Here is a 19,309-nt window from a genome sequence, read left to right on the forward strand (position 1 = left end):
GCGATCAGGTCGTAGGCCATTTTGAGGGACAGCACTCAAGGGGTGCTGTCCCTTTTGTTTGGCCGCTATTTGGTGTCGGTCGAAACGCGGGCGAGGTCTGCCACGAAATCGGCGACCACTGGCGACTTCTGGGTGGAGAAGGGCAGCGGGCGGACGAGCTTGATCGCTGCGATGCCGACCCGGACGGTCATCAATCCGTTGAGGACGCCTTCCCCCAGGCGAGCGGAAAGCTTGGCGGCCAGCCCCTGGCCGATGAGCTGTTCAACGACGCCGTCGGTCAAAACGAGACCGCCAGTAACGGCCAGGTGCGAGAGGATGGCGCCCACGAGGCGCAGGAAACCGAAAAAGCCCGGTCGGGCGCCGTAGAGATCGGCCAGATTGCGTGCCAGACGAAAACTTTCGAACACCACGAAAGCCAGATCGATCACCGCGCGCGGGGCGATGGCGGTGACCAGCGCCACGCGGCGGGCACTCGACGCGGTGAGCGCGCGGGCGCGGGCGTCGAGTGGCGCCATCAGCGCGCGCTCGGCGGTTTTGATCAGCTCGGCGCCATCAAGGATGGAACCGATATCGGCCTCAAGGCCCGCGCGCGGTCGGGCGAGATCGGCGCGATCGGCATAGAGCACGGCGAGTTCGGAGACGATCTTCTGGGCGGCGGGCAGGTCGTCGGCAAGGAGCGCGGCGGCAGCGCACTCGCGCAGGCGGTCCATGGTCTTGAGACGGGCGAGGCCGATGAGCTCGCGCACGGTGAGCACGAGAAGCGCGAGGAGGAAGACGCCGAGGATGGCAAGACCGAACCAGCCCAGCCAGTCATAGGTGGCGAAAAGATCGCTGATCAGCCGTTCGGCGGCAAGGCCAAGGCCGAGGGAGATGAGCGTGCCGCCGGTCCAGAGTGCGAGGTTGCGCCAGAAGCGGCCACGGCGCTTCGGAGCCGGGGCGACATCGGTGTCGGCCAGCGCCTCGGGCGTGGCCTCGAAGACGTCGGGGGCCGGCTCGGCGAGACTGGTTTCGAAGGCGCGAGGGGCGCGCGCTTCGGCTTCCTGGCGGGGCGTTGTGGGAATGGCACGGGGCTCTCTCATTGCATCTTGTCCCCGATCAGGAAATCGAGCGCGCGATCCAGCCGGATGTGGGGGAAGACGGGGTCGCCGGTTTCGCCCATGGGGAGATCGGTGGGTGGCAGGAAACGCAGGAAATTGAGTTGAGGCGTTGATTCAACGCTCTTGAAAAGAGATTCCGGGTTTTCCGGTAAGTCGCCGGGAAACAATGCGATTTCGGTTGTGCCGTCGTAAACGGTATCGCCGAGGCGCTGGCCGTTTTCGGGCGTGCCGATGATGGTCGCGAGCGTTTCCCCACTGTCCTTGACCGTGCCCTCCCGAGTGGCGCGAATGGCGGCGATGGCGAGGGAGCGGGTTTCCGCCCCGGCGAATTTCGCACGCCGGGAGGCGTTGGCGACGAGGCGATTAAGGATGGCCTCGAGGCGCGGGTGGGAGGTGTGGTGCAACAGATCGGCCTTGGTGGCGGCAAAGAGAATGCGATCGATCTTGCGGGTGAAAAGACGCGAGATGGGATTGGACGAGCCCTGGCGGAAGCAGGAGAGGACCGAGGTGAGCGCGGTTTCAAGATCGGCCACGGCTTCTGGGCCGGCGTTCAGGGCACGCAGGGCATCGACGAGGACGATCTGGCGATCAAGGCGGGCGAAGTGATCGCGGAAGAAGGGGCGGACGACGACGGATTTATAGGCCTCATAGCGGCGCTCGAGCATGGCGTAGAGGCTTTGATGCCGCGGCGTGGACGCAGGCTCGGGGAGCGGCGCGAAGGTCAACGCCGGGGAGCCTTCGAGATCGCCCGGCATGAGGAAGCGGCCCGGCGGCAAGGTGGAGAGGGCGCGGGCATCGCCTTTTGATGCGCGCAGATATTGCGTAAAGGCCGCCGCGAGGGTCTCGGCGGTGACATCGTCGGCTTCACGCAGGGGATCGATAGAGCTCAGGGCGTCGAGGAAGGGCTTGGCTTCGTCGGCGCGGGCCGGACGGTGGGCGAGAGCCAGGGCCTCGGCGCTCCATTCGGCGAAGGATTTGGTCAAGAGCGGCAGGTCGAGGAGCCATTCGCCGGGGTAATCGACGATGTCGAGATTGAGGGTGGAGACGCCGAACTGGGATTTGAGCCAGGAGTTGGACTGGTAACGCAGCGTCAGGCGAAGCTGGGAGATGCGGCGGGTGCTTTCGGGCCAGACGGGTGGGGTGCCGAGGAGGGCGGCGAGGTGGTTCTCGTAAGCGAAGCGCGGAGTGGCGTTGTCGGGGTGCTCGGCGAGCCGCACGCCGATAAGCCGGCCTTCGGCCATGGGCGCGAAGCCGGGCAAGCGGGCGCCGGTCAGAAGGTTGTGGATCAGCGCGGTGATGAAGATGGTCTTGCCGGCGCGCGAGAGGCCGGTGACGCCCAGGCGCAGCGTGGGGGTGATGGTGCCGGTGGCGGTATCGGCGAGATTGCCCAGGGCGATGCCGAGTTCGTCGGTGATCGTGGTGGGTACGCTGGGCAAAGGGCGGGTCTCCGGTTGGCTCGAACAAGGTAGGCGGGCGCCGGGAGAATGCAAGGGCTAGCCGGCGCCGAGCCGACACAGATATTCGCGCAGCAGTGCGGCTCGGCGGGGGCGGAAGCTGGTGGCGGTGGGGTGCAGGGCGAGGATGCGTTCGAGGCGGAACATGCGGAAATCCTCGCGCAGGCAGCACCAGGCGAGGGTGGTGAGGGCGGCTTCGGTATAGACGATCGCAAGGGGCCAGATGGTACGCTCGGTTTGCGCGCTGCCCTTATCGGCATAGCGGATGGCGAGGGCCTCTTCGCGCCAGCACGCCTCGCGGATCTCGGTGGTGAAGGCCGGGGCCGGGGCGGCGTCAGGGCGATAGACCTGCGAGATGGCATGGAGGAGGTGCTGCTCGCGGTCGTTGGGGAGCGTGGCGGCGACCTTGGCGAGGACGGAGGCGGCCGCCTGGCTGAGGGCAGGATCGCCCATCGACCGGACTTGGGCGAGGCCGAGGACGATCGCTTCGATCTCGGTGCGGTCGAAGGTCTGCGGCGGCAGGGAATAATCCTCGATCAGGCGATAGCCATAGCCGCGCTCGCCCTCGATGCGGGCGCCGGCGGCGCGCAGGCTGTCGATGTCGCGGTAGAGCGAACGTAGGGACACGCCGGTTTCCTCGGCAAGGCGCGCGGCGGTGATGGGCGCGGGCATCATGCGCATGGCCTGGAGCAGGCGGAAGAGGCGGTCTGGGCGGGCCATGGCAACTGCCGGAAAGTGTCAGTTGTGGCAGGTTATACCCTTTGCATCGGTTCACGCAAGGCAAGGAGATCGCCATGACCATTTCGACGACGACGCATCTTAATTTTCGCGGCAATGCGCGTGAGGCGCTGGGGTTTTACCAATCGGTATTTGGTGGGGAACTGACGGCGTTCAGCTATGAGCAGGCCAATGCCGTGCAGCGGCCGGAAGAGGCCGATCAGGTGATCTGGGGGCAGGTGACTTCGGAGGCTGGTTTCCGCGTGATGGCCTATGACGTGCCGGCCTCGCTGGCGTGGGATGCGGGAGTGATCCCGGTGTTCGTCTCGGTCCGGGGGGATGATGAAGGGGAGATCAGAGGGTATTGGGAAAAGCTGATCGAGGGGGGAACCGTGGTGCAGGATTTGGGGCCGGCCGGGTGGTCGTCGCTTTATGGGATGGTGAGAGCCGGTTCGGGGTGACGTGGGTACTCGATGTGTTGGGGCAGTGAGCTTGTTTGAAACTGTGGTGCCGGGACACACTTGTGAGCTGCGTGGGAGCCTTGCGGGTCTCCGGGGCAAGCCCGGAGACGACGAGGGGAGAGGATGGTGAGAGGCTCAGCAGGGGCGCGGGGGGGATGCTGGCGCAGCGGCCCCTCACCGGGCTGCCGCCCACCCTCTCCCCGGCGGGGAGAGGGTTAAGTTCGGCGCGGACCCTGACGGTCGATCAGCACGCGCGTGGGAACGGGGGTGCTTCAGATCGTTCCGCCTCGACGCTCTACCACTCCCCCGTGCCGACTTTTGAGAGGTCATAGGGGGTGGTCTGGTAGATTTCGTTGATCCAGTTCTGGAACAACAAATGCGCGTGGCTGCGCCAGCGGTTTTCCGGGGTTTTGGTGGGGTCGTCACCGGGGAATAGATTGACCGGCAGGGGCGTATCCAGCCCGGCCTCGTGGTCGCGGTGGTATTCGTCGGCCAGCGAGGTGTTGTCGTATTCGAGGTGGTTGAGCATGTAGGCGGCGCGGTATTTGCGGTCGTCGAGCATGCAGACGCCCACCTCCTCGCTGTCGATCAGGATATCGAGATCGGCGGTGAGGCTGGTGCGGTCGATGTCGTTATAGCGCGACACCGGCACGGCGAGATCGTCGGAAAAGCCGCGCAGGAACGGGTGCCGGGTGTCGAGCACCTTATGGCGGAAGACGCCGAACGCCTTTTCGGGCATGCGGTAGCGGTTGACGCCATGGAAATGGTGCAACGCGGCTTGGGCGCCCCAGCAGATGAACATGGTGTGGTGCACGTTGGTTTGGGTCCAGTTCATGATTTCGACCATCTCGGGCCAGTACCGGACATCCTCGAAGGGCATGTTGGCGATGGGTGCGCCGGTGACCACGAAGCCGTCGAACTTCTTTTCGCGAACCTCTTCCCAGGTGGAATAAAAGCTCTGGAGGTATTCTTCGGGCGTGCTTCTGGACAGCGGGTCGGTCACGCGCACCAGCGAGAGGTCGATCTGGAGCGGGGTGGCGGCAATCAGGCGCGCGAACTGGGTCTCGGTGCGCTGCTTGTTGGGCATCAGATTGAGCAGCCCGAACTGGAGCGGGCGGATGTCCTGCCGGACGGATCGGGATTGATCCATCACCACCACGCCCTCGTTTTCGAGGGTCTTGCGGGCGGGAAGCTGGTCTGGAATGCGGATAGGCATGGAGAAGTTCCTTTAGCGGAAGCTTACATAAGTGCAGGTATGGGCTGGGTGAACCGGAAACGGTTCAGGGGCTTACGGCCACCGCCGAACGCGCGGCGATGGCCCTGCACATGAGCTCCATGAAGTCTTTTTCGTCGCGCACTCCGGAAAGCTCGGCAGCGTCGACCTGATAACCGAAATTGTCGGCAAGCGCCTGATAACGGGGCAGGCGATCGCGCAGCAGGGCTTCAAAGCCCCACACGGCAAAGGCGTCGGGATCGACGTCGTCGTCGCGAGTGACTCCTCTCATCCGCTTGAACTCCTCCCATTTGATGATGAGGAATTGCGGCGGATAATACATGGGCTTGGGATTGGACTTGAAGCGGTCGATCAGGCGCTGGGCGTCGGCCTCGGTGCCACGCAGGTAGAGAAGCGCCGTGTTTTCGGTCAGGGCCTTGACCACGGGGTCTTCGGGGTTGTGCGGATCGAGCACTTCGATCAGTGAGCCGCCCGTGTCGCAGAGGAAATTGTCGTAATCGTAGAGACCCTTGGCGCGCTCGATGAAATAAGGGACATCGAGCAGGGCGTAGATCTCGGCGACGCGGTGCTGTTCCTGGCGGCGCTGGTATTCGGCAAAGGGTAGGCCGCCCCGCGCCGCATTGCCGGGGGTGCCCAGATAGGTCGAGAGCGGATCGAGATTGTCGAAAGAGATGTTGGAGTCGATCGAAATCGAATCCGAGCGCAGCAGTTCGGCGAGGAAGGGAACCTTCATCGCCTCGCGCTTGAAGTTGTCGACGATGTACTCGCCCATGTGCCGCGTGCCGATGCGGAAATCGACTGAGAAGTGAAACCAGTCGGCGCGGCGCAGGATGTTGCCCAGCCGCGTCTTGCCGACGCCGGCCATGCCGAAGACCGTCACGGCCTTGCGGGGGGAAGCGCGGAACTCATCGGCGGAGGCGAACAGCATGGGCAGGCTCGGGGTAAGTGAATACTTATTTATCGGAGGGTCTGCTTAGAGTCATATGGGGCGGGCGTCCAGTGGGGCGCGTGATGACCCGGACTTCTTCTGCGTTTGCCGGAGCCTTGCGGGTCTCCGGGTCAAGCCCGAAGACGACAAGGTGGAGGAGATACGGCAAGAGCCGAAGGTGCTCGCATATCTTGCCCCGGGTCAAGCCCGGGGTGACACGGTGGGATGATGGAAGACGGGGACAACAACGTTTTGTGAGGCACACGCTCTCGTTTCGTCATTGTCGGGCTTGATCCGACAATCCGCAGCGCTGCCGGTAGTGCAGGAGGTGCTGGGGACGCACGTCTTCTGAACTGCGTGGGAGCCTTGCGGGGGCAAGGCTGCCGCGATTTCCAAACGTGTTGGGCGGAAGAATTTGCCGGGCTGGTGGCGAAAGATTCCGGGCGAAGTGGTGTTGCGATTGGAGTGTCCGCCGGAAGTCTGAGTTATTTCAATGTGTTAAAGTTTTGGCATCGCCCTTGCATCTCCGGTGACAAACACGCGCTCGGCGCAGGTAAGACGGAGAGTAAAATGGGTATCTACGGGGCTTTGCAGACGGCGGTGACCGGGATGGCGGCGCAGTCGTTTGCGCTCGAGAACATCTCGGGCAACATCGCGAACTCGCAGACCACCGGCTACAAGCGGATGGAAACCGGCTTTATCGACCTTATTCCCGACGCGGCGGTGGGGCGGCAGGTGCCGGGTGCGGTGTTGGCCTATTCGCGTTCCACCAACGATGTGCGCGGCGACATCATCACCTCGGCGACCGGAACGCATGTGGCGCTCAATGGTGGGGGCTTTTTCGTCGTGGCGGAAAAGACCGGGAGCTCCGACGGCGAATCCGTGTTCGGTGAGGCTAATTTCTACACCCGCCGCGGCGATTTCGAGATGGACCGTGAGGGGTATCTTTACAATGGCGCTGGCTACTACCTCAAAGGCGTGCCGATCGACTCTTCGACCGGCAATGTGGCTGGCTCGGTTCCCGAGATGGTGCGGGTTTCCAACGGTCTGATTGCCGCTAAGGCGACGCAGCGGATCGACTACGAGCTTAACCTGCCAGCGGTGCCGGCCGTCGGTCTGTTGACGGCCGATCCTGGTGATGCCGATTTTCTCGATCAGACGGTCGAGGGTGGGGCCATTACCGTTTACGCGCCCAATGGTGCATCGGCCAATGTGCAATTGCGCTGGGGTAAGACAGCCGACGCCGATGCGACGGCCACGCCTCCTACCGCAGATACTTGGCAGCTCTTCTATTATGGAGATTCTGGCTGGGAAGCCGTGTCCGATGGTACGGCTACATTCTCCAACGGCGTCATTGATACCATCGGATGGGGTGCTGTCGGAGCAGACGGCGCGTTCCCGCCGCTGGCGCTCGATGATCTGACGGTTGATGGCACGCTTGTAGGGGATGTGGAAATCGACTTCGGCACCGGCGGACTGACGCAGTTCGATAACGCCAATGGGCGGGCTTCTGTCACCACCCTGGCTCAGGACGGCTATCCGGCCGGTTCGTTCATGTCCGTGGCGATCAACGATTCCGGGCGCGTGGTCGCGACCTATTCCAATGGCGAGCAGATCGAGATCTACCAACTCGTGACCGCGAACTTCAACGCCGAGAACCAGCTCAAGCGACTCGACGGCGGGGTCTATTCGGCGACGGCGGAGTCCGGCGAGGCTATCCTTTCCACAGATGGCGGGATGACCGGCGGGGCACTGGAATCGTCGAATACCGACATCTCGGAAGAGTTCACCAAGCTGATCGTGACCCAGCAGGCTTATGCCGCCGGCACCCGCATCGTCTCGACCTCTGACGAGATGCTGCAAGAAGCTCTCAACATGATGCGGTAGAGCAGGTGATGGCGGGCTGCAAACGGCCGCTTTCTGCGCTTCCGGTGCTCACGTACCAAAGTACGCTCCGCGCCGGTTCTCGGAAGCAACCGTTTTCGCCTCGCCCTGACCTGCTCTCCACCTCGCCAAGGCAGAATTGATTAGACGGCTTGAGACGGAGTTGATGCGATGGGACTGAGTTCGACACTATCGAATGCTCTGGGTGGGATGAATTCCAGCCAGCGCGGGATCGATGTCGTTTCGCGCAACATCGCCAACCAGGGCATGCCCGGTTATCACCGGCAGTCGATCGTCATCGAGGAAACCGCCTTCGGGACGAGCTCGCAGGTGCGCTCCTCGACCTTATCGCGCGCCTTCAACGAGGCCCTGGAAAAGCAGCATCTGGTGGCAGTGTCCTCGGCGGGCTACCATCAGGTGCGCAGCAATTTTCTCGACCGGCTGCAGATGCATCTGGGCAAACCGGGGGACGCCAATTCGCTCGATACGCTCTATGCCGGGTTCGAGAATGCGCTGCAGGCGCTGGCGACCAATCCCAACGACGTGACGACACGCGCCGGCGTGCTCAATGTCGCCCAGCAACTGGTCGAACAGCTCAACACGCTGACCGGGGCCGTGCAAGAGATGCGCAGCGAGGCCGAGGCCCAGATCTCCAATTCGGTGTCGGAGCTCAACCGCCAACTCACCTCGCTGGCAGACATCAATGTCCGCATCCTCGACCAGTCCCAGGACCAGCAGGCACGGCTGGCGCTGATGGATGAGCGCGACCGGCTGGTCGCATCGATTTCGGAAAAGATCGACGTCAAGGCGAGCTATCGGGCCGATGGCACTGTGGCGCTGATGACCGAGAGCGGGGTGGGCATTCTCGACGTCGAACCCTCGCTGTTCGAGTTCCGCTCCAGCGGAGGGCTCAATTCCACCTCGCTGTTCGACAGCGACCCGGCTGAAAGCGGAGTGGGGCAGCTCACGCTGCGCACGCCATCGGGGCTCGAGATCGACCTGACAGGGCAGAAGCTGTTGTCCTCGGGGTCCATCGCGGGACTTCTGGAGTTGCGCGACAACACGCTGGTCAACATGCAGGATCAGCTCGACGAGATCGCGGCCGCCCTGGCGCAGGCGATGAACACGGTGACGACGACGGCGACGGCGACGGAAGCTGAGCCCGACAGATTTGCGCTCGATCTCGAAGGCATGGCGCCGGGCAATTCGGTGCTGATCACTGCTGGCGGGGAGCGGGTGCGCATGGTCGCGGTGGGCGAGGATGCCAGCCTGCCGCTCACCTCGCCCAATGCTAGCGGAGAGAGGGTGGTTGGCGTCAACATTAGCGGCACCGATGCCAACCAGGCTGTGGCCGATGCACTGAATGGGATGTCGCCACCTTTGGCTGGGTTGACCATCGGCTTGGATGTCATCAGCGGCAACCTCAGCGTCACTCGCACGCCCGGGATCAGCTTTTCGATGACGTCGCAGATCACGGCGAGCGGCAATCAGGATGGGAGCGGTGCGCTCAACCTGTTCGTGGACACGCGCGGGGCAGCCTTCACCAATTCGCCCGATGGCGATGGGCAGAAACTTGGCTTTGCCGGACGGATCGCCGTCAATCCGGCGCTGATCGCCGACCCGACGCTGCTGGTCAAATTCGAGGCGGGAACTTCGCTGGGCGATGCGACCCGCCCCCAGGCGTTGCTCGATAGCCTGAAATCAATGGAGTTCGTCTCCGAGAAGATGACGGCGCTTTCAGACGGCGGGGTGCGGCTTTCGGGGCAGGTCACCGACCTCATCGGCCAGATGATCAACCATCAGGGCAATGTGGTCGCCAAGGCGGAATCCGAAAATTCATCGGTGAGCTATACGCTGCAATCGATCACGACGCGGATGACGGCCGAATACGGCGTCAATGTCGATGAGGAGATGGCGCGGCTTATGCAGCTCCAGAACGCCTATTCGGCAAGTGCGCGGGTGGTGTCGACCGTGCAGGAACTCATCGACGCGCTTCTGGCGATGTGAGGTTGAAATGATCGTCAATAAATCGATGTATCCGGTTACGAACACGCTTCAAACCATCACCTCGATGCAGAAGCAGTTCGAGAACCTCCAGCTCCAGCTTGCGACCGGCAACCGTTACAACACACTGGCCGAAATGGGGTCGGACCGGGTACACACCCTCAACCTCGAGGCGCGGTTGAGCCGGATAGAGGGCTATCAGGCAAATATCCTCACCGTCGAAAACCGGATGAGTTTTTATACCAATGGGCTGGAGCGGCTCGACGAGATCGAGGCCGATGCGCGGGCGTTGGCGGTGCCGGGTGCCTATGGCACGGACGGGATCAACTTCACCAATGTGCGCAATCAGTCAACCAACCTGCTAAAAGAGGTGATCGATGTGCTCAACACCGACATCACCGGGCAGTATATTTTCGGCGGCAACAAATCCGACACCAAGCCGGTGGCGAGCTTCGACGAGATCATGAACGGGCCCAACGGCTTCGTAGCCTATTCCCAGAACCGCAATGCCGAAGACATGGGCAATGGTGGGCGGATCGACAGAACCGTAACGGGCACGGCACTTACGCTGACCGAAGATGGAGCGCACGATTACGGGTTCAAGCTGGATATGGTGGCGAGCACCGGGGTCGGGATTTCCGTCAGCGAAGCCACCTTGGCTGATGGAGAGCAGCAGGTGTCGATCTCGGTCGATGCTCAGCCGCAGCCGGGGGATACGGTGACTATCGGCATCACCTATCCGCATGATCGTGATACCGTCCATTACGTGACCTTTACCGCGACCGATACCACGCCTCTGCCTGAAGGGGGCTTTGCGATCGGGGCCGATGCCGAGGAAACGGCGGCAAATCTTCACGCGGCGATCGGGGAAAAGCTCGGCACGCTGACCGAGACCGATCTGCGCTCGTCGTCAACCTATGCGGCTGCAGACAATTTTTTCAATGCCACCGGCGAACCTCAGGATCCTGCGGCAACCGCCTGGTACAGAGGGCAGGACAGTACCAACCCGCGCCAGACGGTATCGGCGAATGTAGACGAACATACCAAGGCTCATTACGGCGTGCAGGCCAATGAGGCGGGGTTTGTGGAACTGATCAAGGGGCTGGCCGTGTTTGCCGTCTCCGAACTCTCCCCGCTCGATGAAACCAACGCGGTGCGCTACGACGCGCTGGTGGAGATCGAGCGCAGCCGGCTGTCCGAGGACAACAACGCTCAGGCCGGGTCGATCGAGGCAATCACCATGGAGTTGGGGCTGGCGGCTTCGACGGTCAATACCGTCAAGGAGCGGCATACCCAGTACAATGCGCAGCTCGAGACGATGCTGGCCGATATTACGGTGGCGCCACGCGAGGAAGTTGCGATGATGCTGCTCACGCTGCAGACGCAATTGCAGGCGAGCTACCAGGCTACCGCGATGGCGAGCCAGTTGACGCTGGTGAATTATCTTTAAGAGCGGCGGATGAGCAATAAGATTGTTCGCAATGAGCGCATCAAGCTGACCGCGAACTTTATCAATGCGTTGGCGTCGGGAAGCGTTCTCGTGGGATTGGTAACGCCTCTTGCCGGCGTTGCGCTTGGAACGTTTGCTGTGCGGGACGCTTGGAATCTCGTAGGCTTCGGCTTATTTGGACTCGTGTGGGCGCTCGTGCTACATTCGTTCGCCAGGCGCATCCTGGCAGATTTGGAGGACTGAGTTGGAAACGTTGATCTTTTGGCTTTGGCCCAGCGTTATTTTCGGCTTGGTCATCGCATTTTCAATTTTCATCACCCGGCATGACCGCAAGCCGCACGGGCCGGCTGAATAGGCTGTGCACCGAAAACGAAAAAGCCCCGGTCGATGCCGGGGCTTTTTCGTGGGCGGGATCGATAGCGATCAGCCGCCATTGCCGCGCAGGCCGGCGGAGATCTGGCGGTTGATGTTGATCAGCGCGTCGAGCTTGGACGGGTTGCGGGTGGCCATGACCTCATAGGTCTGACCCATGACGAAAATGCCGAGATTGGCAACGTTCTGGCGCACGGGGGCGGGCAGAGGGTGGTCGTCATTGGTGACCGACTGGACGAAGATCGACCAGATCTTGCGGTTCTTGTTGAGCGCCTCGTCGAGTTCGTCGAGACGTTCCGGCCAGGTGTCCCGAATGGCCTGGAGATGGGAGGCGGAGCGGGCAAGCAGGTTCGATTCGAGGGTACGCGGATCAGCCGTCTGCTGGGCGGTTCTCTGATAGGCCAGTGCCCCCTGATTTAGCATTTGCCAGCAGCTCCCCTTCGTATTCGATCAGCTTCTTTGCAGCCCTGAGAGCCTTGTAGAGGTCGCCGGTTAATATCTCATTATTGATATTGTCGATGATGGGGAGAGTTGATGGCGCTGCTTTGACGACATCGTTGATGAGCTCGAAATAGCTCTGGGTGAGCTTATCGACATTGCCTTCCACATACATGATCTGGATGGCCAGATAGACGGCCTTGGCGGGGGTGTCGGCCGTTGCGGGCGTGAGGATATCCTTTTCGCGCAGGATCGGAGCCTTGCCCTCGATGAAGAGCCTCGTGCGCTGATCGGAATTGGTGATCACGCAATTGCCCACCAGAAGCTTTTCACCGGGCTTGAGTTCGACCTTGAGCGCCATGATTCTTTCCCCAATCGTTGCCACGACTATGGAATCCGCCGAGGCAAAAGAAAAGGGCGGCCCTTCTGGGCCGCCCCCTTCCGATACTTGCTCTTCTTGTTCTTAGAAGAGACGGAGCACTGCCTGGTCCTGCTGCGAAGCCATCGACAGAGCGGTCGAGGACAGCTGCTGGCGGGTCTGCAGGGCGAGGAGGTTTGCGGCCTCTTCGTTGGCATCGGCCAGGGTCAGGTTCGACGCGCCGGTTTCCAGCGTGTTGATCATGTTCTTGGAGAAGTCCTGGCGGTTTTCGACGATCGAGAGTGACGAACCGAAGGCCGAAGCCTGCGAGCGAACTGTGTTCACGGCAGTCTTGATGTCGGCCAGCATGGAGTCGATGCTGGTGTCGCTGTCGAGATCGGACTCTTCCATGTTGGTCTTGATGCCAAGGGAAGCAGAGTTGATCGACAGGCCGCTTGTGGCTTCGCCGTCTTCGTTCGGAATACGCGACTGGATCTCGAGGGACGAGGTATCGGTTTCGTTGAACGTGATGGTCAGCTTGTCGCCGCGCAGCAGGTTGATACCGTTGAACGAGGCATCGTCGGCAAGCTTGTCGAGCTGGTCGCGCAGTTCGTTGTACTGGTTGGCCAGGTCGGCACGAACCGAGTTGCCGCCGATGGTGGTCTGATCGGAGGATTCGCCATCGATCTCGCCAGTGGACGATACGCCGTCGACGTTAAGCTCCTGCGTCGAGAGGTTCTCGATGCGGAGTTGACCATTGTCGTTGGAGGCACGAATCTTGCCTTCGAGCTGGCTGTTATTATTGATCGTCCTAACCAAATCGTCAACGGAACTTACTGCACGTGCAGTGCCAGCAGCTTCACCATTGCTCGACGTTGTGGTCGTTCCGAACGCATGAGTAATCAGTTCGGCTGAGTCTGCGGCTTCATCGTTATCTGCAGTACCTGCGTCATCACCAACAGCGGTGATCGTGATATCAGCACCGCTTGCTTCGGTTAGCGCTAGCGAGCCATCAGTGCCTACGGTTGCGCTGACGCCAGTAGCAGCCGTCTGTGCATTGATAGCATCAGCGATCTGCTGCTTCGTAGAACCATTGGTGACGGCAATGTCGACGTTGCCTGTGCCGCCAGCCAAGTTGAATGACGCTCCGGTGGCGTCTGTATCGGTTGCAGTGAAGGCAGTTGTGCCAGCGGCACCAGTCAGAGTGGTCGGGACAGCCTCTGTCGGGCCCTCAGGATTCAGTTCGACCGTGACGCCTGTTTCACCGATCGCACCGCCCGAAAACGTCAAGGACTTTGCGTCAGTGGTACCGATGGCGGTCGCATCGAGGGCGTAGGAGCCGGTCTCGAACGACTTGTCCTGGCGAGCCTGGCGCAGGGTCGACTGCATGGACTCCAGGGTCTTGGTGATGGCGGTCAGGCCGTTATCGGCGGCTTCGATGGTCTGAATGCCGTTGGCCATGCCGTCCATCAGGGCGTTGATGTCGCTGGCGCGCGAGTTCAACGAGGAGGCGGTGAAGAAGTTGGTGGGGTTGTCCAGCGCCGAATTCACCTTCTTGCCGGTGGCAAGGCGGTTCTGGGTCGTTGCCATCATATCGGCGGTGTTCTGGAGCGAAAGCAGGTTCGAGCGAACCGCTTTGGAAAGCGTAATATCGGACATTGGAAATCCCTTTCTAGGATTTACGCGTGTTACCAGCGTCTCTTCCTGAGACGACTGGCCCGACAGTGCTTCGAGACCTTCTAAAGATTGGTTAAACGGGAACGGGGCAGTGGACGAAAATGCGAGATGCGGGGTAGGTCGATTTCAGGGGCCGATCGTGGGGATAGGGTGGACTGGATTCCGGGAACAAGTCCCGGAATGACAGCCGAGAGGAGGGGTGCCCTAGGCGAGAAACAAAAAGGCGGGCCGGAGCCCGCCTGAAAAGTTTTTACTGTAGCGCCGCTTAGCCGAAGAGGCGCAATACCGCCTGGTCGGCCTGGCTGGCGAGGCTCAAAGCGGTCTGGGAGAGCTGCTGCCGGGTCTGGAGGGCCAGCATGTTGGCCGATTCTTCGTTCGTATCGGCCAGGGTGAGATTGGCGGCGCCGGTTTCCAGAGTATTGATCATGCGCTTGGTGAAATCCTCGCGGTTCTGGACGACCGAGAGAGTGGAACCGAGCGCGGAGGCTTGCGAGCGCACTTCGTTGAGAACGTTCTGGAGATTGCTCAGCAGGCCGTCGATATCGTCGTTGAGATCGAGGTCCTCGGGGAAGATTTCGTTCAGGCCGAGATTGGCGGCGTTTACGGCTCGTGTCTCACCCTTGGCGTTCTTGGTCTGGATCTCGATGGTCGAGGTGCCGGATTCGTTGAAGACGATCTTGAGCTGATCACCGCGAAGAAGGTTGACGCCGTTGAAGGACGCGTCTTCAGCGATCCGGTCGAGTTCGGTGCGCAGATCGTTGAACTGCCGGGCCAGATCGGAGCGGGAGTCATTACCGCCGATTTCGGTTTGGCCAACGCCGCCATTCATGTTGCCGTTGGTAAAACCGCTCATCTGCAGGGCCGTGGTCGAAAGATTTTCGATACGCAGACGGCCGTTGTCATTGGAAGCGCGGACAGAGCCCTTGAGGTCGGGATTACTGTTGAGCGCGTTGACGAGATCGTCGACGGTGCGGGGGCGGGTGTTGACGGTGGCGCCGGCGCCGTCGGCGATGCCCGTGGCGGTGCCAGTGTAGTTGCTGATCTCAATGTCTGCGGTACTGGCAGCGTCTGCCTCGGTGGTGGTGAAGACGAGACCGGTTGCCCCGACCGTAACAGCGGCTCCGACGTTCTGGTTCTGCAGCTTGGTGTTAATCAGTGCTGCCAGTTCGTCAGCCGTCACAGCGCTGGGGTTGTTCACAGCACCAGGAGAACCGATGTCGGCATCGGTAACAGTGATGGTAACCGGCGCGCCGCCGTTGACGGCGATCTCGAAGGAAAACTGGTCGCCCGCAGTGTCCATATCCACACCGGCGGGAGGAAAAGCGCCCGCCTCGAGCTGGCTCTGCGCCTTATAAAGATCGATATCGAAATCTGCGCCTTCGGGAAGCGAACCGCCGGACAGGTTGAGGACAGAGACGCCATCCGGATCCTCAGGCGTGGTGACGTTGTAGCTCTCCATCTTGAAGGAGTTATCTTGCCGGGCCTGACGCAAGACCGACTGCATGGATTCGAGCGTCTTTGTCATGGAGGTGAGGCCGTTGTCGGCGGCCTCGATGGTGCGGATGCCACTGCCCATGGCATCGAGCAGCGCCGAAATATCGGCAGCGCGACCGTTCAAAGACGCGGCGGTGAAAAAGTTAGTCGGATTGTCGAGGGCCGAGTTGACCTTCTTGCCTGTGGCCAACCGCTCCTGGGTGACATCCATCATCTTGGCGGTGTTCTGAAGATGCAGAAGATTTGAGCGGACAGCTTTCGAAAGCGTCACATCAGACATGATCAGAACCCCCGTCTGAATGGCGTTAAACAGAATCACTCCGTTAGGAGCGCGTTAACCATAGAGTGGGGGTGAAGTGCTACCGAATGGTTAACAAATCCTAATCATGGATCTGCAAATTAACGATTGGAGCTAGGCCTTGCGGTCGCGGAGGGGGAGGCTGGAGAGGGGTGGTTGCCATGGGGTGGCGCGCAGGGGCGTCGAAGAGAAGCCGGATTGTTCCGCATTGACGAGCGTCGAGGCGATGAGGCTAGCTTCCAGGAGCGTTGCGGGCGCGACGCGAGGTTCAACGCCTTGTTCTAGCTCATCGTTTTGTCGACGTGAGCGGGAAGGGGAGGTGCGGTTGGGGAGCGAGGCGCCGAGGCGGGGGCCGGTGGAATCGGAGACGCGCAGCCGATCTGGCGCCTCCGGCTTTTCAACCGGACGCGTGACAGATGCAGCGACCCCGAACAGGTCCTGCCGCGCTGAAGGGGCCCCTGTCACCTGTTAACCACTCTCCTACCCAAAGCGGCAAAATCTGCCGGGCAGAATGTGCCGGGAGGGGTGGAGGGCAGGTTAGGGTGAAGGGGCGGAGTTTATGAAAATTGGAGAGGTTGGGTGGGAGCTGTACGGGAGCGCTGGCGAGTAGGATAAGCTACTGCTGGATTTCGGGAACAAGTCCCGGAATGACAGGTTGGGTCTGAGGCAGGGCTGCATTCCCAAGCCACCGCTATGTGCCGATGGCGCTACAGCGCCCGGTTGATCGAGATGCCTTTCATGGCGTCGGCGGACTGTTGCGGGGCTTGGCCGGAAGCGCCGTAGGTCTTGGGTTTGGCGGTGTTGCCGGCGGCGCGGGCGACGTCGGAGAGGAGATGCTCGGTGACCGTTTTGGCCGTGGCGAGAACGCGGAGGTTTTCGGCCATTTGGGTGGCGAGCGCCTCGTGGCCACGGCGCAGGGCATCGACGCGGGTGGGTGCTTCGGCCTTAAGGCGTGGCGCGGCGCGCTGCACGGCGCGGGCGAGGGCCACGTAATCCTGGGCGAGTTGGGTCTTTTCGCCGGTCAATGCGGTGGCCTCGCGCACATGGCCGGCGCGCAGGAAGGTGGTTTCGCGGTTCATGACCTCCACAAGGGCGGCCAGAGCCGTTTCGGCGCGGGAGCAAAGGGTTTCGGCATCGAGCGATTCAAGCGCGACAAGGCGTTCGGCTGCGGTCATTTGTTGTAAGCTCCCATGGATAAGAGGTTCGGCTCTGCGGCCATGGACCCCTGCGTTTCGATAAGGGCGGCGACCATCTGATCGGCAATGCCGATGCCGCCGGCCCGGGCCATTTCGGCCGCATATTCTTCAGCCATCATGCCGCGCCAGGTTTCTTCGGCATGGCCACCGCCGAACAGCGAGGTATCGGTTTCAAGACCCTTGAACATTTCCGAGACGAGGGTGTTCAGGAACACGCCCTCGAGTTCCACGGCCTTTTCGCGCAGCGCGGCATAGCCGGGCATGGTTGCGTGGGCGGGGTTGATCGCGAAGGCCATCAGATCACCTCGATTTCGGCCTGAAGGGCGCCGGACGCCTTGATGGCTTGCAGGATGGCGATGAGATCGCGCGGGGAGATGCCCAGCGCATTGAGGCCATCGACCAGCTCCTGCAGCGAGATCGATTCCGGCACCACGGCGAGTTGGGTGCCGTCTTCGGTGACCTCGATCTGGGTGCGCGGCTCGACGGCGGTGACGCCGTCGGTAAAGGGCTCGGGCTGCACGATATTGGGGTTCTCGGCAATCGAGATGGTGAGGTTGGCATGGGCGATGGCGACCGCGGAGACGCGGACATCGCGGCCGATGACGATGATGCCGGAATTCTCGTTGATGACGATGCGGGCGGCCTGGTCGGTCTGGATGACGAGCTGTTCGATATCGGTCAGCAGGTCCACGATGTTGCCGTTGAAATTGTTGGGCAGCGACAGGCGGACATTGGCCGGATCGGTCGGGATGGCGACGGGTGTGCCGATCAGGTCGTTGATCGCCAGGGCGATGCGGCGCGACGTGGTAAGGTCGGGGTTTTTCAGCGACAGGCGCACGGAATGCTGGGCGCCGAGGGTGAAATTGATCTCGCGCTCGATTAGGCCGCCCGACGACACCAGGCCGGTGGTGGGAACGCCGGAGACAACGGAAGCGGCTTCGCCTTCGGCGGAAAAGCCGTTGATGAGCACTGAGCCCTGGGCGATGGCATAGGCTTCGCCATCGGCGCCGAGCAAGGGGGTGACGAGCAGCGTGCCGCCCTGCAGCGATGTGGCATCGCCCATGGCGGAAACGTTGACGTCTATGCGGGTGCCCTGGGTGGCAAAGGGCGGCAAATTGGCCGTGACCATGACGGCGGCGACATTGGCTGTGCGCAGGGTTTCGCCGCGGGTGTTCACGCCCATGCGTTCGAGCATGGCCGTGAGGGATTGGCGGGTGAAGGGGGAGTTGTTGAGGCTGTCGCCGGTGCCGTTGAGGCCCACGACGAGGCCGTAGCCCACGAGCTGGTTGTCGCGTACGCCCTCGATATCGACGATATCCTTGATGCGAGCCGGCGCGGCATGCGCCGAGGCGATGCCGGCAAACCCGATCGCAGCGGCGGTCAGCAGCGCCAGTGTCTTTTTGAATAGTCCTGTGGTCATCAAACCCGATTCCCCGTTTCCGGGCGGTGCACTCTCGTCCCCACGAAGGCGCACCGCGTTGTGCCAGAGGAATTGCGAAAAGCGTGCCAAGTGTTCATGCTGAGTGTAAATGCATTTATTTTCAAATGCTTGAAGTGATCGCCGCGTTGTGATGTGAGGTGTGGTGGGCAGTGTTTGCCGGGCGGTTAAGGTAAAATTAACGTATGGCGGCAAAATCTGCCGGCAACGAAATGTTAACCACGAGCAGCCGGCGCCATGCGGATCGACGGAACAGGGCGGATCATCACGACGAACCGGCCGGGAACGGCGGGCAAGGCGTCTGGCGAGGCATTCAGGCTCGATGGTGGGCCGGCGGCGGGGCGGGCGGCGCAGACCTCGGCGCCGATCGCTGCGGGCGGCATCGATGCGTTGCTGGCGCTGCAGGCGGTGGACGATGCGACTACGGGGCGGCGCAAGGCGGTCAAACGCGCCAATCTGCTGCTCGATGCATTGGAAGATATCCGGGCCGACCTTCTGGCAGGGCAGGTGAGCGAGGGGCGGCTCAATCGCGCGATCGCCCTGTTGCAGCAGGCCAAGGGGCAGGTCGATCCCGAACTCGAGGCGGTGGTGGCCGATATCGAGTTGCGGGTACGGGTGGAGTTGGCAAAGCTCGGGCGCTTTCCGCCGCTGTAATCAAACTGCAGCATTGGCCGCATCATATCGCGCCCGGACGCGGTGGCGCCGATTCGATTGCTGTTGCAGAACTGTTATGCGCTCACGGCGAAGTTAACAGAGGGTGCAAAATACAATTGCCCGGTCCTTGCGTCCCCACTATATAGGCGGCACCT

At 61.8% G+C, this 19,309-nt stretch carries 18 protein-coding genes; 6 read left to right on the forward strand and 12 right to left on the reverse strand.

Translation table 11 applies throughout. The features are described 5' to 3' along the window. Window positions 1-65: 65 nt before the first annotated feature. Genes NO934_RS14415 through NO934_RS14425 form a run of 3 tightly spaced genes read right to left on the reverse strand, consistent with a single transcriptional unit; the run spans window position 66 to window position 3,271 of the window. Entirely contained in the window at window positions 66-1,079 is a 1,014-nt protein-coding gene (locus NO934_RS14415) for a TIGR01620 family protein (protein WP_309160661.1), read from the reverse strand. After that, complete coding sequence (locus NO934_RS14420; protein ID WP_309160662.1) at window positions 1,076-2,533, reverse strand: YcjX family protein; 1,458 nt, start codon at window positions 2,531-2,533, stop codon at window positions 1,076-1,078. Before NO934_RS14420 ends, NO934_RS14415 begins: the two co-directional genes overlap by 4 nt. A gap of 57 nt (window positions 2,534-2,590) precedes the next feature. After that, window positions 2,591-3,271: a YafY family protein gene (locus NO934_RS14425; protein WP_309160663.1), complete on the reverse strand. Its 681-nt coding sequence runs from the start codon at window positions 3,269-3,271 to the stop codon at window positions 2,591-2,593. A gap of 74 nt (window positions 3,272-3,345) precedes the next feature. Between NO934_RS14425 and NO934_RS14430 the strand changes: the two genes are divergently transcribed. Continuing rightward, window positions 3,346-3,729 (forward strand): VOC family protein, encoded by a 384-nt coding sequence (locus NO934_RS14430; protein WP_309160664.1) that lies wholly within the window; start codon window positions 3,346-3,348, stop codon window positions 3,727-3,729. A 295-nt stretch (window positions 3,730-4,024) separates the two neighbouring features. Here the strand turns inward: NO934_RS14430 and metA are convergent, their stop codons facing one another. Then, window positions 4,025-4,945, reverse strand: a complete 921-nt coding sequence (gene metA, locus NO934_RS14435) for a homoserine O-succinyltransferase (protein WP_309160665.1) — start codon at window positions 4,943-4,945, stop codon at window positions 4,025-4,027. Window positions 4,946-5,009: 64 nt separating this feature from the next. Then, entirely contained in the window at window positions 5,010-5,891 is an 882-nt protein-coding gene (locus NO934_RS14440) for an ATPase (protein ID WP_309160666.1), read from the reverse strand. Window positions 5,892-6,461: 570 nt separating this feature from the next. Here NO934_RS14440 and NO934_RS14445 point away from each other — a divergent pair. The 4 genes from NO934_RS14445 (at window position 6,462) to NO934_RS14460 (ending at window position 11,472) form a co-directional block, all read left to right on the forward strand. Further along, the gene (locus tag NO934_RS14445; RefSeq protein WP_309160667.1) at window positions 6,462-7,778 is read left to right on the forward strand and encodes a flagellar hook-basal body complex protein; all 1,317 of its coding nucleotides are present in this window, start codon (window positions 6,462-6,464) and stop codon (window positions 7,776-7,778) included. 168 nt (window positions 7,779-7,946) lie between these two features. After that, entirely contained in the window at window positions 7,947-9,782 is a 1,836-nt protein-coding gene (gene flgK / locus NO934_RS14450; protein ID WP_309160668.1) for a flagellar hook-associated protein FlgK, read from the forward strand. Between the two features lie 7 nt (window positions 9,783-9,789). Beyond that, window positions 9,790-11,229: a hypothetical protein gene (locus tag NO934_RS14455; RefSeq protein ID WP_309160669.1), complete on the forward strand. Its 1,440-nt coding sequence runs from the start codon at window positions 9,790-9,792 to the stop codon at window positions 11,227-11,229. Between the two features lie 9 nt (window positions 11,230-11,238). Further along, on the forward strand, window positions 11,239-11,472 hold the full coding sequence (locus NO934_RS14460; protein WP_309160670.1) for a hypothetical protein: 234 nt from the start codon (window positions 11,239-11,241) through the stop codon (window positions 11,470-11,472). A gap of 180 nt (window positions 11,473-11,652) precedes the next feature. On the opposite strand, the gene flaF is transcribed toward NO934_RS14460, so the two are convergent. From flaF to NO934_RS14495, 7 genes are all read right to left on the reverse strand, one after another. Beyond that, window positions 11,653-12,024, reverse strand: coding sequence for a flagellar biosynthesis regulator FlaF (flaF, locus tag NO934_RS14465; protein WP_309160671.1), 372 nt, complete (start codon window positions 12,022-12,024; stop codon window positions 11,653-11,655). Then, window positions 11,972-12,400 (reverse strand): flagellar biosynthesis repressor FlbT, encoded by a 429-nt coding sequence (gene flbT / locus NO934_RS14470; protein WP_309160672.1) that lies wholly within the window; start codon window positions 12,398-12,400, stop codon window positions 11,972-11,974. The genes flaF and flbT overlap by 53 nt, the downstream gene beginning before the upstream one ends. A 102-nt stretch (window positions 12,401-12,502) precedes the next feature. Continuing rightward, window positions 12,503-14,056: a flagellin gene (locus tag NO934_RS14475; RefSeq protein WP_309160673.1), complete on the reverse strand. Its 1,554-nt coding sequence runs from the start codon at window positions 14,054-14,056 to the stop codon at window positions 12,503-12,505. Between the two features lie 283 nt (window positions 14,057-14,339). Beyond that, complete coding sequence (locus NO934_RS14480; protein ID WP_309160674.1) at window positions 14,340-15,848, reverse strand: flagellin; 1,509 nt, start codon at window positions 15,846-15,848, stop codon at window positions 14,340-14,342. Between the two features lie 725 nt (window positions 15,849-16,573). Beyond that, window positions 16,574-17,041, reverse strand: a complete 468-nt coding sequence (locus NO934_RS14485; RefSeq protein ID WP_309160675.1) for a hypothetical protein — start codon at window positions 17,039-17,041, stop codon at window positions 16,574-16,576. After that, complete coding sequence (locus NO934_RS14490; RefSeq protein ID WP_309160676.1) at window positions 17,038-17,358, reverse strand: rod-binding protein; 321 nt, start codon at window positions 17,356-17,358, stop codon at window positions 17,038-17,040. Before NO934_RS14490 ends, NO934_RS14485 begins: the two co-directional genes overlap by 4 nt. Continuing rightward, window positions 17,358-18,482, reverse strand: coding sequence for a flagellar basal body P-ring protein FlgI (locus tag NO934_RS14495; RefSeq protein ID WP_309160677.1), 1,125 nt, complete (start codon window positions 18,480-18,482; stop codon window positions 17,358-17,360). The genes NO934_RS14490 and NO934_RS14495 overlap by 1 nt, the downstream gene beginning before the upstream one ends. A 255-nt stretch (window positions 18,483-18,737) precedes the next feature. Here NO934_RS14495 and NO934_RS14500 point away from each other — a divergent pair, with 255 nt between their 5' ends. Beyond that, window positions 18,738-19,154: a flagellar assembly protein FliX gene (locus NO934_RS14500; RefSeq protein WP_309160678.1), complete on the forward strand. Its 417-nt coding sequence runs from the start codon at window positions 18,738-18,740 to the stop codon at window positions 19,152-19,154. The last annotated feature ends 155 nt before the right edge of the window (window positions 19,155-19,309 follow it).

Origin of the sequence: Pelagibacterium sp. H642, from assembly GCF_031202855.1 — a bacterium.
Classification (GTDB): Bacteria; Pseudomonadota; Alphaproteobacteria; order Rhizobiales; family Devosiaceae; genus Pelagibacterium.